General features: G+C 61.2%; 14 protein-coding genes and 1 pseudogene. 7 read left to right on the top strand and 8 right to left on the bottom strand.

All coding sequences use genetic code 11. From position 1 onward, the window contains the following. The 3 genes from E5W87_RS26585 to E5W87_RS26575 all read right to left on the bottom strand — a co-directional run. Positions 1-618, bottom strand: a 618-nt coding sequence (locus E5W87_RS26585) for a substrate-binding domain-containing protein (protein WP_292404451.1), incomplete at its 3' end; no start/stop codon positions are given. 204 nt (positions 619-822) lie between these two features. After that, a complete protein-coding gene (locus tag E5W87_RS26580; RefSeq protein WP_292404448.1) occupies positions 823-1,842 on the bottom strand; it encodes a substrate-binding domain-containing protein in 1,020 nt (339 codons plus the stop codon). Between the two features lie 96 nt (positions 1,843-1,938). Next, positions 1,939-3,189 (bottom strand): M20/M25/M40 family metallo-hydrolase, encoded by a 1,251-nt coding sequence (locus E5W87_RS26575; RefSeq protein WP_292404447.1) that lies wholly within the window; start codon positions 3,187-3,189, stop codon positions 1,939-1,941. A 263-nt stretch (positions 3,190-3,452) separates the two neighbouring features. Between E5W87_RS26575 and E5W87_RS26570 the strand changes: the two genes are divergently transcribed. The 7 genes from E5W87_RS26570 to E5W87_RS26540 all read left to right on the top strand — a co-directional run bounded on the left by E5W87_RS26570 (position 3,453) and on the right by E5W87_RS26540 (position 10,158). Continuing rightward, positions 3,453-4,244: a DeoR/GlpR family DNA-binding transcription regulator gene (locus tag E5W87_RS26570; RefSeq protein WP_292404445.1), complete on the top strand. Its 792-nt coding sequence runs from the start codon at positions 3,453-3,455 to the stop codon at positions 4,242-4,244. Then, positions 4,244-5,266, top strand: a complete 1,023-nt coding sequence (locus E5W87_RS26565) for an N-acetylglucosamine kinase (protein WP_292404443.1) — start codon at positions 4,244-4,246, stop codon at positions 5,264-5,266. Before E5W87_RS26570 ends, E5W87_RS26565 begins: the two co-directional genes overlap by 1 nt. Beyond that, on the top strand, positions 5,263-6,216 hold the full coding sequence (locus tag E5W87_RS26560; protein WP_292404441.1) for an SIS domain-containing protein: 954 nt from the start codon (positions 5,263-5,265) through the stop codon (positions 6,214-6,216). Before E5W87_RS26565 ends, E5W87_RS26560 begins: the two co-directional genes overlap by 4 nt. Before the next feature lie 36 nt (positions 6,217-6,252). Further along, on the top strand, positions 6,253-7,539 hold the full coding sequence (locus E5W87_RS26555; RefSeq protein WP_292404439.1) for a D-tagatose-bisphosphate aldolase, class II, non-catalytic subunit: 1,287 nt from the start codon (positions 6,253-6,255) through the stop codon (positions 7,537-7,539). Positions 7,540-7,691: 152 nt separating this feature from the next. After that, the gene (locus E5W87_RS26550; RefSeq protein WP_292404436.1) at positions 7,692-8,486 is read left to right on the top strand and encodes a LuxR family transcriptional regulator; all 795 of its coding nucleotides are present in this window, start codon (positions 7,692-7,694) and stop codon (positions 8,484-8,486) included. Positions 8,487-8,565: 79 nt separating this feature from the next. After that, entirely contained in the window at positions 8,566-9,207 is a 642-nt protein-coding gene (locus E5W87_RS26545; RefSeq protein ID WP_292404435.1) for an acyl-homoserine-lactone synthase, read from the top strand. 54 nt (positions 9,208-9,261) lie between these two features. Next, positions 9,262-10,158, top strand: coding sequence for a LysR family transcriptional regulator (locus tag E5W87_RS26540; protein ID WP_292404432.1), 897 nt, complete (start codon positions 9,262-9,264; stop codon positions 10,156-10,158). A gap of 24 nt (positions 10,159-10,182) precedes the next feature. On the opposite strand, the gene E5W87_RS26535 is transcribed toward E5W87_RS26540, so the two are convergent. From E5W87_RS26535 to E5W87_RS26515, 5 genes and pseudogenes are all read right to left on the bottom strand, one after another. Continuing rightward, a complete protein-coding gene (locus E5W87_RS26535; protein ID WP_292404430.1) occupies positions 10,183-10,410 on the bottom strand; it encodes a DUF2274 domain-containing protein in 228 nt (75 codons plus the stop codon). Then, positions 10,407-11,618 carry a TrbI/VirB10 family protein gene (locus E5W87_RS26530; protein ID WP_292404429.1) on the bottom strand — a complete coding sequence of 404 codons (1,212 nt, stop codon included), beginning with the start codon at positions 11,616-11,618 and terminating at the stop codon, positions 10,407-10,409. The genes E5W87_RS26535 and E5W87_RS26530 overlap by 4 nt, the downstream gene beginning before the upstream one ends. Beyond that, on the bottom strand, positions 11,615-12,628 hold the full coding sequence (trbG, locus tag E5W87_RS26525; protein WP_292404426.1) for a P-type conjugative transfer protein TrbG: 1,014 nt from the start codon (positions 12,626-12,628) through the stop codon (positions 11,615-11,617). The genes E5W87_RS26530 and trbG overlap by 4 nt, the downstream gene beginning before the upstream one ends. Before the next feature lie 47 nt (positions 12,629-12,675). Next, positions 12,676-13,362: a conjugal transfer protein TrbF gene (trbF, locus tag E5W87_RS26520; RefSeq protein ID WP_292404424.1), complete on the bottom strand. Its 687-nt coding sequence runs from the start codon at positions 13,360-13,362 to the stop codon at positions 12,676-12,678. Beyond that, positions 13,359-13,565 (bottom strand): annotated as a pseudogene (locus E5W87_RS26515) (P-type conjugative transfer protein TrbL); the annotation flags it as partial. The pseudogene E5W87_RS26515 and the gene trbF, both read right to left, overlap by 4 nt.

The following is a 13,565-nucleotide window of genomic DNA, read 5'->3' as shown; positions in this document are numbered from 1 at the left end:
GCGGAAAGCCTGGTCGCGCTGGTTCGTCACATAGAAATCGGCATCGTAGTAGATCATGCCGACCTTGCCTCTGGACCCGATCGCCCGGGCCAGCCCATCGGCGGTCTGCTTGCCCATCTCGTATATGTCGTCCGTAACGATCGTGACGTAGTCTTTGCCCTGTTTCCAGCCGGCCGGCGGGTTCGAAAGAATAACGAACCTGGCACCCTGGTCGAGTGCGGAGCGAAACGCATTTCCGGCCGAGACCGGATCGACGGGAATCGTCAGGATCACGTTCGGGTTCTGCGCCATGACGGTATCCAGATTGTTCTTCTGCCTGGCGGCATCGAAGCCAGCTTCGGTTGTCGCCACCACCTGAATTCCGAGGCGGTCAAATTCGGCCTTCGCGCCGGCGGTTACCGCATTGGTGAATTCCTGCGCCATATGCCAGACAAGCGCCGCCTTGAAGTGCCCTCCCTTGAGCTTTGCGACCTCTGCGTCGTCGAGTTTGAGTTCGCTGGATGCCGTCGCAGGTTCGCCTTTGGGGCCGACAGTCTTCGACTGTGACCAGGCCACACCCGGCACTGCCGCAAGGGACGCCGCGAGCGCGCCCAGAAATGCATAACGCTGTAGTTTCATGATGCTTCTCCCATTTTTGTTTCTCGGTTCAGACGGCACTTTTGTCAGCTTGCCGGTAGTGGGAGGCTGACAGCCACAGTGCCGTCTCTGATAGCTGTCGAGCGGGAGGACGCTCCTCCAGACCGTGGCAAGCCTGGATATTGCCAGGTGCAGGGCACGCGCCCTACGCTTGTCGACAGGCAAAGTTGCTCGACACGACTGGTCTCATTTGACCAGGGCGTCCCTGATTGACTGCGGTGCCTCGCGATGCATGGACTGGTACCAGCCCTTGACCAGATTATCCCTGGTGAGAGTCAGGGCGGGCACCACCATATAAGGAGGTACGCCCTTGCCCAGCAGTGCGTAACCGGCCGCAGCTCCCAGTGCCCGCCCGATCTCATAGGCTTCGTCCACGGTGATCGAGACAACATTGCCGCCCTTCGCCATGTCGAGTCCGATGACCTCGTTGACGTCGAGCGTCGAGATCTTCACATGATCGTTTTTGGCCGCGCGGAGAGCGGCCAGCGCGCCTTCGGCCGGTTCGCCCCAGCTGGTATAGATTCCATCGAGCTCCGGGTACTGAAGCAGCATCGCGTCTGCGATCTCCTGGACCCTCCGGGGATCCGCAAAGCCCTGCTCGGCGACGATTTTGATCCCGGGATAGCTGCCGGCGATCGTGTCCTTGAAGGCCTTGTCGCGCATGTTTGTCACAAAAAAATCGGCGTCGTAGAAGATCATGCCGACCTTGCCTTTGGACCCGATCGCCCCGGCGAGCGCATCGGCCGTGTGCTTTCCCATCTCGTAGTTGTTGTCAGTAACGACAGTGACGTAGTCCTTGCCCTGCTCCCAGCCGGCAGGTGCATTGTCAACGATGACGAATTTGGCACCCTCCTTGAGGGCCGGTCGAAATGCTTCGCCCGCCGAGACCGGGTCAACCGGAAGTGTCAGGATCACGTCCGGATTGCGCACCATAACGGTTTCAAGGTCATTCTTCTGTTTGGCGGCGTCGAAGCCGGCCTCCGTGATGGCCAGCACCTTGATCCCGAGACGGTCGAGCTCGTCCTGGGCGCCTGCTGTCACGGCACTCGTGTATTCCTGCGCCATGTGCCAGACCATGGCGGCCGTGTAGTGGCCTTCCTTCAGCTTCGCGACCTCCTCATCGGTGAGCTGGAGTTCGCTGGAGGACGTCGCTGCCTCGCCCTTGGGTCCGACGGCCCTTGACTGCCCCCAGGCGCCGACCGGCATGACGACAGACACCACCAGGGCACCCAGGAATGCATGACGCAACAGTGTCATGAGATGTTCTCCTCCCGTTTTCGTTCTCTGTTTCAGGCCGCACTTTCAGTTGCAGTAGTCGGCAAGGAACGCTGATAGCGCCACAATGCCGTCGCGGTATTCGTCGAGCGAAACGCGCTCCTCCAGTCCGTGACAGATCTGGATATCGCCAGGCGCAAAATAGGCGCTCGGGATACCCATGTCGGCGAGGAACGGCGCCTCCGACCAGAACGGCCCGCCAAGGATGCGCCCGCGATCGGGGCGCACGGTGCGCACCGCTTCGGCGAGCTGGACCACCGCCGGATGTGTGGGGTCGCCATCCAGAGGGGTTCCACCCAATGGGTGGTTGCGGCCAGCCGGATACACGAACGCCACGCGAATATCGGGATGCAGGTCAGCGGCCATGACCGCCGCCTCGATTTCCTCGCGGGCGGTATCGAGTGACTCCCCCGGACGCAGCTTGCGCAGGAGGCTGAGCCTGCACTCGCCCGGAACCGCGATATAGCCACCGCCTTCGATGGAGGTGACCAGGATGAAAGCCCGGCCGACCAGATCATGGTCTCCGGCCGCCGCCAGGCGGTCAGAAAGCCGCCAGAGTTCCGTCAGGACGGCGTTGGCGGCCTTCAGTGCATCGACGCCCTTCTCGGGCAGGCCAACATAGGACGTACGTCCCGTGACGGTGATATCGACAATCATGAAGCCCATATGGGCGGGATAGATGTCGAGCGTGGTCGGCTCGACATAGATGGCGAAGTCGGGGCGTGCAACCTCTCCCGTCTTCATGGCGTCGACCAGCGCCCTCATGCCCCCGCTGACGCCGCTGCCCAGCTCGCCGCTCTCCTCGTCGCCGACGAAAGCCAGCGTCACGTCGCCCTTCAGGCTGGTTCCCGCAGCCTTGAGCGTGGCCAGCGCGGAGATGCCTGTGCACAGGCCGGCCTTCAGATCGGACGCGCCGCGACCCCACATCTCGCCGTCTACAATTGCCCCGCTGAACGGACTCTCACGTTCGTCGCCCGCCCAGCGTTCCGACCACCCTCTCACATGCACTGTATCGGTGTGACCGATGATCATCACCTTCCGACCGCCGCCTGCGCCTCGAAGAGTGCCCCAGAGATTGGGCCGGCCGGGCAAAAAGTCCCGGGTGGTGATGTCGTCGAGACCCAGCTTTTCAAACTCCGACCGGAAGAAGGGGATGATGTTTGCTTCGTTGCCGGTGACCGTCTGGATGCCGATCGCCTTTTGAAGGCGCCCGATGGCGGCTGGCAGGTCGAGCACATTGTGAAAGGCCGGCAGACTGGCGGGGGGCTGGGAAGTCAAACCTGTCTCTCCTCTTCAAGCATGCCGTGATGCTATCTGAGCGGATTTTGCTTTGTCAATCACAAATTTGAGCGAAAGTGATCGCTCTGTCGGACGCAAAAATGCCCTAGAAGCCTGAGTTTGCGATCGAAAGGCCGGAAAGACGGCCGCTCGATCGCTGGCCAACACGATAATTCGCTCATAAAAGATCAAAACTGTGATTGACTATGTTCGAGGTCGTGAGCTATGCCATCCGAAGCTAATCTGACAGGCGAGAACTCTGCATGAAGGACGACCGTCTCAGCACGATCCGGCACTTCCTCTATGTGAACGGCCCATCGAGCATCCAGGACCTGGTCAACGCAACGGGGGCTTCACTGGCGACCCTGCGACGCGATCTCGGCGTCCTGGAAGAGGAAGGTATTATCGACCGCGTTCATGGCGGAGCACGCCTCGCGGAGGGGTCGAATATCGAGGTGGGCTTCAGCGAGCGCGAGAACGAGAACATCGAGGCCAAGCGCGCCATCGCGGATGCCGCATACCGCATGCTCAAGCCGCATTCCACGGTGTTCCTCGACGCCGGGACGACTGTGCTTCAGCTGGCACGAAGGCTGCGGATCGAACCTCTGCCCCTGACGGTGTTCACCAATGGGCTGGCCATCGCGTATGCACTGCTCAACACACCCAAGGTCCAGGTCACCGTTCTTGGCGGCCAGCTTCGCAATGAGAACGCTTCCATCGTCGGTCCGCTCGCGGAAGCAATGCTCGACCGGCTGTGGTTTGATCAGCTTTTTCTCGGAGCTGGCGCGATCAATGACGACAACGCGATTTACAGCGTCGACCTTTCAGAGGCGACGATCAATGCCCGTATGCTGTCGCGCGCGGCCCAGCGGCTGGTGCTTGCCGACCACAGCAAGTTCGCACGGGCGGCAACTTATCTGGTCGCGCCGCTCTTGGCCTGCACGCACGTCGTTACCGATGCGGGCATCGCCCCCGAGTGGCGCGAGCGGATAAAGAATATCGGCCTCAGCCTCACTGTCAGCGGCGGTGTTGTTGCAGAGGAGACACCCGCCTGATGGAAGATCTGGTCCTTGGGCTCGATGGCGGCGGAACCAAAACCCACCTGGTCGTCACCCGGCAGGATGGCCGTATCGTACTCGGCGTCGTCGGTGCCGGTGTCAATCCGATGGACAATCCGCAGTGGCGCCCGGACCTCGAAAACCTCCTGCGTCATGCCATCCCGATGTTTTCCTCGATCCGTTTCGCCGTGTTGGGCCTACCCGGCTATGCGGAGGTCGAGAGCGTCAGCAGGACGGCCGACGACGCGGTAGACCAGTTGCTGCCGGTGCCACACAGAAACGAAAACGATGTCCGCGTGGCGCTCGACGGCGCCTTCCTGGGCGAGCCCGGCACACTGGTCCTCGCCGGCACTGGCGCGATGGCCATGGCCAGGGGCGGCGACGGACGCATCACAAGGGTCGGCGGCTGGGGCGAGGCCTTCAGCGACGAAGGTGGTGCCTACTGGATCGGGCACCAGGCCTTGAGGCAGGCCAGCCGGGCACTGGACGGCCGGCTCGACGCTCCGGCCTTCGTTGCCGCTCTCCTGGCCGAGATCGGTGCGGAAGGCAAGGATCGGCCTGAAGCCCTGATGGGGTGGTTCCTGTCGCTGAAGCACGCGCGCTCCGGGATCGCCGCCCTGGCCCGCTTTGTCGACCGCCTCGCCGATGTGGGCGACCCTACTGCGGTGGCGATCATGACCGCAGCAGCGGCGGAATTGACCAGTCAACTCGAAACAGCGCAGCGGCTCTCGGGTCAGACAGGGCAGACCTGGAGCGCGGCAGGAAGCGTATTCCAGAGCCGCACCATTATAGATCTGATGAGCCGCATCAACAGCCCGTACCGGCCAGCGGCGCTGGCGCCCATCGGGGGTGCCGTCTGGAGCGCTCTGCGATCCGCGGGCATCCAACCCGGCGCCTCTTTTGTCCAAACCTTCACCGCAGAACTTGCACGTGTCTTTGCCCGCCCCCTGCCTGACCCGGCCGGCGGCAGCACGGATACTCGTGCGTCGAACACCCTCCCACGAAAGGTATTTCCATGAATGCCACCGAGAAATCCATCTTTGAGCAGTTCCCTTATTGGGATGCCCTAGGAGATGCGATCGTCGCCCCTGAACCCGGCAAGACCTATATCGTTCTGGGCTGCGGCTCCTCCTACAACCTCGCCCTCTCGACCGCCGTCCTGCTCAACGAGCGCGGCACCCCGGCGATCGCGGTACCGGGAAACGAATGGTTTCGTCGGCCGCAGTCGTATTGTGCCGATCCCTCCAATGCCGTGGTCATAGCGATCTCCCGAAGTGGCGAATCCTCCGAGCTGGTGCGCGCGGTGCAGGCTAGTCGGTCAATGGGACTTGAAGCAATCGGCATCACCTGCAGCGACAGGAGCTCGCTGGCCAGGCATTCGAACCATCTGATCGCTTCGCCCACTCACCCCAGCGAGGGGATCGTGATGACTGCCTCGGCGAGCCTGATGCTCCTGATGGCGCTGAAATTTGCCGGTTATAAGGTAGGAAATGAGGCCACCATCGCCGCCCGTGATATGCTCGAGAACCTCGCCGGAAGCGACCTCTCGGCACTATCGTCGCGCTCGCATTTCGTCTTTCTCGGCGGCGGTGCGCTTTACGGACTCGCGGCCGAAGGCGGCCTCAAGCTGCAGGAAATGGCTTGTACCTTTACACAGGCCTATCACCCGCTCGAGTATCGCCACGGCCCGGTGAGTCTAGTCGACGAGCGCTCCGCCATCATCATTCTTTATCAGCCCGATACGCGGGAGGAGGAAGAACAGCTCGCCGACGAGTTGCGAGCCAAGGGCGGTTTCGTCATCGGCTTCGGTGGCAAGGGCCATCTGAGCTTGGCAGTAAAAGCTGCCAAAGAGGCGTTGGGGCTCGTTTACCTGCCCGCGCTGCAGCTTCTTGGCGAGCGGGTCGCGCAGATGCAGGGGCAGGACACGTCGGCACCGCGTCATCTGGCCAAGGTAGTCGTGCTCGCCTAGGCCGAGAGTTCACATCCTTTCTCGTGAGATAGCACCATGTCCGAACATCCTCTGATCAGGCTTGTAGACGACGTCGCAGCCGGCAACCGCCGCGCAATGACCTCGGTCTGCTCGGCGAACCCTCTAGTGATCGAGGCGACGCTGCTGGAGGGCCTAGCGCGAGACGGGCCGGTCTTAGTCGAAGCCACCTGCAACCAGGTCAACCAGAATGGCGGCTACACGGGAATGACCCCAGCTAGCTTCCGATCCTTCGTCGAGACGATTGCTGGCAAAGTCGGATTCCCGCTTGAACATTTAGTGCTGGGCGGCGACCATCTCGGACCTAATCCGTGGAAGATGCTGCCAGCTGACGTCGCTATGCGGCGCGCCGAAGAGATGATAGCGGCCTATGCAAGCGCCGGCTTCAGCAAGCTTCACCTCGATGCCAGCATGGCGTGTGCCGACGATAGAGGCCCATCTCTAGCGGAAGAGATGATCGCTACGCGGGCCGCGCGGCTTGCTTCGGTCGCCGAATTAGTCGCAGACAATTGCGACCTGTCCGCGCCTGTCTATGTGATCGGAACGGAAGTGCCGGTTCCTGGCGGCGCGCTTGAAGCGCTCGATCAGATTGCGGTTACCAGACTGGAAGACGCCGTGCATACGGTCGAAATCCACGATTCCGCCTTCGAGGCAGCAGGAATCCCGCAAGCCTTCAGCCGCTGCATCGGCCTCGTGGTCCAGCCGGGTGTCGAATTTGGCAATGAGAATGTCGTCATCTACGACCCGGGCAAGGCTGCGGCGCTGACGAAGGCACTCGACCAACTGCCGGGTTTCGTCTTCGAAGCGCACTCGACCGACTACCAGCCCCGTGAGGCACTCGTCGCGCTGGTCCGCGATGGCTTCGGCATTCTGAAAGTAGGCCCCGGTCTCACATTTGCATTGCGCGAAACATTGTATGGACTTGACGCAATCGCGGTTGAACTCGGGTTGCTTGCGCCAGAGGAACGCCTGCCCGCGGCCATGGAAGAACTCATGCTGGAAAAAGCCGCGGATTGGGCGACGTACTATCATGGGACGCCGGAACGGCAGCGCGTCCAACGCCATTTCAGCTACAGTGACAGAATCCGCTACTATTGGCCTGATCCCCGAGCCCAAGCCGCAGTTGGCCGCTTGCTCTCAATACTGGAAGGCCGGACGATCCCGGAAACCCTGATCAGCCAGTATCTGGGAGCTAATTATCCCGAGGTTGTCAAAGGGCGTGTCGATCCAAGCGCTCGGTCGCTGCTCCTTACGGGGATCCAGCGCGCCCTACAGGTGTACAGCTACGCAGGTCAGCGCTCCTAGAGTGTTTGCGTCTCGTGCGAAACGAAACTGCCTGTCGTTCGATGGCCCCAAGCCGCTGTCTCTCATCAGCGCCGCGATAGAGGGCCCTCCTGGCAATCCGCTTCAATGGGACTGTGGGAGGGTGGCCTGTGCATTGTAAGAGGGCACCAACCATGTCGAATAAAAGTAAACGCGAAGCTTTCCCGCCAGGTGCTAGAGGCGCTATCCAACTTAACTGGCGGCGGCGTCTTGAGGAAACATTCGGGTTCTTGGAGCAGGTTCGGGAAGCGCACACGATCAGCGATCTCTCTGAGTCAGTTCTGAGATACATGGTTCGCTTTGGGGCGACTGGACTGCTTGCTGGAGTTATTCCTCCAGTGGGAGCATTGCGCGGTGAGCAAATGTCCCACGTGCTTCTGGACGCCTGGCCGAGGGAGTGGTCGCTGCGATATTTTTCACGGGGCTATCTGCATCGTGATCCGACAATTGGACTTGTAAGACGCGTAAGCGAACCCTTCGTCTGGAGGGAGATTGCTGAACGTTGCGAACTGTCTGCTTCGGCGCACCACGTCATGCACGAAGCGGCGGAGTTTCGATTGAGGGACGGTATGACATTGGCATTCTCAACGGTAGAGCGACGACAGATCGGTTTTTCTATCGCAGGAGAAAGGCTTGAACTGGACCCGTCCCAACGCGACGCGGTCGGACTCATAGCAGCATATGCAATCGGCCGAGCGGTTGAGATCTGTGAAAAATCAGTGACGCATCAGACCGTCAGACTTTCCCCTCGACAACACGATGTTCTCCGATGGGCGGCAGAAGGTTTAACCGTCGATGAGATTGGAGATCGATTGGGCGTCAGCAACCACACGGCCGACACTCACCTTCGTGCCGTTCGTGAAAAGCTCGGAGTAACGAGCACCGTTCGCGCGGTAGCCGAGGCGTTCAGGATCGGCCTGATCGCCTAGTTCCTCACGTGATCGCGTGATGCCGTGCGACCGGTTCGGCAAGCAGATTCGGACGACTTCAATCTTTGGAGGACAACCGATGCTGCATATCGTCAACTCACTGAATGCGGGCTCCTATCATGCGGAGCTTGAAGAGGCCTTCCGTCTTCGCCACAGGGTATTCGTCGAGGAGAAGGGCTGGACCGACCTCCGCCACGACAGCGGCTTGGAAACCGACAGTTTCGACGACGAATATGCCATTCACATGCTCTACGTAGAAGCGGGCCGGGTAATCGGCTATCAACGCATGCTGCCGACCACGCGGCCGCACCTGCTTTCGGATGTGATGCCCGAACTTTGCGAGGGCAAGTTCCCCGTCGGACCAAACGTCTGGGAGTGGACCCGCTATTGCGTCGAGCCGGCACATCGCGAACGTGGACGGATGTTGAGCCCGGTGGCGAACGCATTGCTCTCTGGCATCGTTGAATGGGGTCTCCACGCCGGTGTCGATACGATCGTCATCGAGATGAACCCGCTCTGGCTGTTGCGGCTGGTGCAGCTTCATTTCAGAGTGACGCCGCTCGGTGTGCCGAAGGTCATCAACAACGAAGAGATCGTGGCTGTCACCGCGAAATTCGATGCTCGCACGCTCGAACGTCTTCGTGAGACGCGGAAAGCTTTCTCATCGACTATCCCTGCGCGAAGTACACGAGACCGCGGGGCGGAAACCCCACAGGCCTGATAGCGTCAACGATCTCAGCCACCGATGAACCTGTAGAGATGATCCCGGTATTCAATGCACCGGTCCATACAACTTCTCACGCTGCAGTGCCTGCTGGTGATCGCCGAGGAAGGCAGTCTTCTCGGCGCATCACAACGGCTCAACATGCATCACACAACACTGAGCCGACGTATTCGAAACCTCGAGCTAACGCTGGATGCGACTTTGTTTGATCGCCACCCTAGCGGGGTGCGTCCGACGCTTGCGGGCGAGCGCTTTATTTCCAACCTGCGCCGCGTGCTGACGGACCTCGATGGAACGCTGTCCATGATCGAGGCAGGTGCAAGTGGCGGAAATGACCGTCTTTCGATCGGCATCGATGCGCCGCTACCGGCCTGCGGCTATCTTGATGCCGTCGCTGCTTTCATGCGCGACAGGCCCGACGTTGGTATTCGTTTTATCGAAGCGCCGCGCGCGGATCTGAATGCCGGGATCAACAGCCGGACGATCGACGTGGTGATCGCCAATGGCTTCGGCCAGCGTGGGCGAGCCGAGTGCCTGCCTCTGTGGCGAGACCCCATCATTGTGGTGATGCCGGCCGAGCATCCGTTTGCTGGCCGTGGCGAGATCGAATGGGTCGAACTCGCTCGGGAGGCGATGCTCGCCAACATGCAGCCCATCGACATTTCGACGATTCGTGTCATCTCAGCGGATGGCTCGCGGTCTTCTATAGTCCGCCACGATGTGAGCTGGTTGAGCTTGCTCAACCTCGTGCGCAAGGGTTTGGGCGTTACACTGCTGCCTGAAAGCAACGTGGCGAACGTCAACGAGGGTGTCGTCTCGTCGGTTCTGCAAAACGGCGGCAAGCCTATGTATATCCGCTACGATGCACATTGGCGGCCGAACAATGGCAATCCGGTTCTGGCGGCATTCATCGACTTCCTGAAACGGAAATACCCAAATCCTGAGTGATCGTTGTGCCGCGGCGTCCGCTTTTCAATCTGATTTTTGAACTCTTCTCGACTTGGCGAACGCCCTGTCAGTGACCATAAAGCGTTGGATCATCGGCGCAATCAGCTTTGCTGGATCAGCGACAGTCTGGCCGGTCTCGCGGCCGAGCAGCTCGGCATAGGCTACAAGATCGCGATGAACGGCGGCGGGCAGCTCGACCGTGATCTTGACAGGCCGATCATCGGGAATGGCAGAGAGTTTCAGTTTGGTCATGATGGACCCTTTGGTGCGTACGGCGCCAGCACAAGGTCGCGGTTGACTATCACGCGAACCGGGAAACCGGGCCGGACGGTGAGTGTCGGCTGGACATTAAGCTGATTGCGCACGATCTGCTGACCGATATTGGAGGCTGAATCCTGGGCACTTTCTCGGATGGCCTTGGCGATATCGCTTTCGTCGTCGCTGGAACCAAGCGATGTCCCCACCCCGAGCAGGGTCGACAGCGCTGCGGCCCGGAACAGCTGACCCCAGTGGTGGTCGACCTCGTCCTCCAGCCCCGAAAACCCTTGGGCATCCGCGCCTTGCTGGCGCTCCAGCACGATCGAGGTCCCGTCCGGCATGATGAGCCGATTCCAGACCAGGAGTACGCGAGACTGACCGAAGGCGACCTGGCTGTCATACTGGCCAACCAACTTCGTACCCTGCGGAACCAGTAGATACGATCCTGATGGACTATCGTAGACGTTCTCGGTGACCTGAGCGGTGACCTGGCCGGGAAGATCGGAACGGATGCCGGTGATCAGAGCAGCGGGAATGACCGTGCCTGCCTGGACAACATATGGCGAGGCCTTTGCCGCGAGACGATCGGGACTGACAATGCGGCGATCCTGTTTGGCGTTGACGAAGGCGAGTTTGCGGTCCTGCATATTTTGCGAGGAGCCTGGGTCAAGCGCCGGCGGTTCTGCCGGCGCTGTCAATCCGGACTTGGTGTCCGCGATGGAAGTTCCAGCCCCGGCACCCTGTCGCGACGGAATCGCCTGCGCGTTGGTTTCCGTGAAGAGCTTTGCGACACGCGCGGCTTCGATTTCGGCGAGGCGGCGCTGTTCTTCCGGATCGCCGCGAGGCGTGCTGATATCGGGCGCAACGACCGGCCTGCCCTGCTCTTGCGCACGCAGGATCGGCCGGCCTAGGTCGCCCGGCAGTGCGGGGCCAAGTTTTGGAACGCCGGCATAGTCCTTCGGCAGCATCTGCAGCCCATCGGCCGTCGAGCGGTTTTCCGTGGTGAAGAGCTCGGACGATGGTTCGTTGCCGCGTCGTCTGCCGTCGAGCGCCCAGATCAGTGTGCCCAGGATCGCAACGCTGACGACGCCTCCAAGACCGATCAGCACCTTGCGCGAAAGGCGCGTCACCCTGGCAGGTTCGGGCCGCAGACGCAGTTCAGCTCGGATGTCCCGGTTCAAGCCATTCGTAGGGTCGCTCATCTGAACAATCCTGCGCGATGCTGCGGCCGGCTACCGTCGGTGCGCACGATGCGGACGCGCCTCTCGCTAGTCTTGTCGCCGAGCCGCAGTTCAGCAGCGGCAAAGAGGCGATCGACAATGTAGTAGTTCTGGCGGGCGCGATAGTTGACCAGTTCGGAGCCACCCGACGGCCCGATGACGAACAGCGGCGGCATCTCCCCCTGGCCAATGCCCGACGGGAATTCGATATAGACTTTTGCGCCATCGTCGAAGGCTCGGAGCGGCCTCCACGGTGCTGTGTCGCCCTCGATGCGATATCGGAAATTGAGCTTCTGGATGTCGACGCCGGCGGCAACCGGCCGGGCTGCGGAAGCCTCGGCGTTCTGGCGCCGCAGCGCGATCAGCTGGTCCTGCGGATACTGCCAGGACACGGAAGCCATGTAGGTCTTTTCGGTCGATCGAAGCTCAAGATGATAGGTGCGGCGGTCGCTGTTGATCACAAGATTGGTCTGGAGATCCGGTCTTGTCGGCTTGACGAGAATGTGGACCTGCTGGCGCTCCCCTGCCCCACTCTGGGTGTCGCCAATTATCCAGCGTACCGTGTCACCGGCGGCGACAGGCCCGGAGCCGACAAGCTGTTCGCCGGGCTCCAGGGCGATGTCTGTGACCTGACCAGGCGCGGCATAGATTTGATAAAGCGCGCCTTCGCTCCAGGGATAGAGCTGGATCGCGTTGACGAACCCATCGCGGAAAGGCTGCATTCTTGCCGCCTCATTGGCCTGACTGATCCGCTGCTTGGGGTCGGCCGGCTCCGTTTTCACCTTCGCGGTTTGGACCGGCTTCAACTGGCCGGGAAGCGGAAGTGGTTTCGGCAGTTCCACCACTTTCACCGGATCCGGCGGATCGGCCTTCTTCACGGCAGGCACCGCATCGTCATATTGGATCTCGGGCGGAATGTACTTCTTCGAGGCGCAGCCGGCGAGCGCTGTAGCCGACAGCAGTGCCACTGCAAGCATACGCGCCCTGGTCATATTGCGCGCGGTCTGTTTCGTTCTTTTCCGTGTTCGTACCGCACACATCATGAAAGCTCCTTCGACCAGTTGATGGCGTTGACGTAGACGCCGAGCGGATTGGCCTTCAGCCGGTCGGCGTTGTGGGGTTGTTGAATCACGATGGTGAGGATGGCAGTCCAACGCTCAGTGCTGGCGAGACTGCCGTTCTCGTAACGGCGTTCCACCCAGGCGACACGAAACGAGCCCGGCGAAGCACGAATGACGCTGGAGACCTCGACCGCGACCTGGATTTTGCCGATCTTTGCAAATGGGTCGTTCAAGCGAGCGTAGTCATTCAGGTAAACCGCGCCGCGGTCGGTCGTGTAGTCGTAGGCGCGCAGCCAGTTCTGGCGGACAATGACCGGATCATCCGCAATGCTTCGCACCTGTTCGATAAACCGGGCGAGATGCCATGCGATCTGCGGATCGGTTGGCCGATAGCCGGCAACGGCCGGGGCAACCGCCTGCGCCTCACCGAGCTTGTCAACCTGAACGATCCAGGGAACCACGGCGCCACGTGTTGACTGCCAGACCAGTGCGGCAGCGAAGCCGCCGGCCAGGACGAGTGATCCGAAGGCCATCAGCCGCCAGTTCTTCGCCTGGACGCGGGCCGAGCCGATGCGGTCATCCCAGAGCTGGGTGGCACGCTGATAGGGCGTTTCTGGCTGTGGCGTCTTGCCATAGCGAACGGAAGGTCGTTTGAAGAGGTTCATCGGCGGTCGTCCTGATTGAGAGAAACATTCATCGATCCGCCGCCATGATCGCCGGAGCGGGCGGAATGAGCGGCCATGCTGGCGCCATGGCTCATGGCCTGGCCGCGCTTCATGCGAGCGGCCCATTCCGGCGGCGATACGGCACAGGCTTCGGCGGTCGCCGTACGACCTGAAGAGGCAGTTCCTGATGGCTGCTCTCCGCC

Source organism: Mesorhizobium sp. (assembly GCF_004962925.1).
GTDB lineage: Bacteria > Pseudomonadota > Alphaproteobacteria > Rhizobiales > Rhizobiaceae > Mesorhizobium.
The sequence above is the reverse complement of the archived record's forward strand: the minus strand, read 5'-3'. Positions and strand labels throughout refer to the sequence as shown.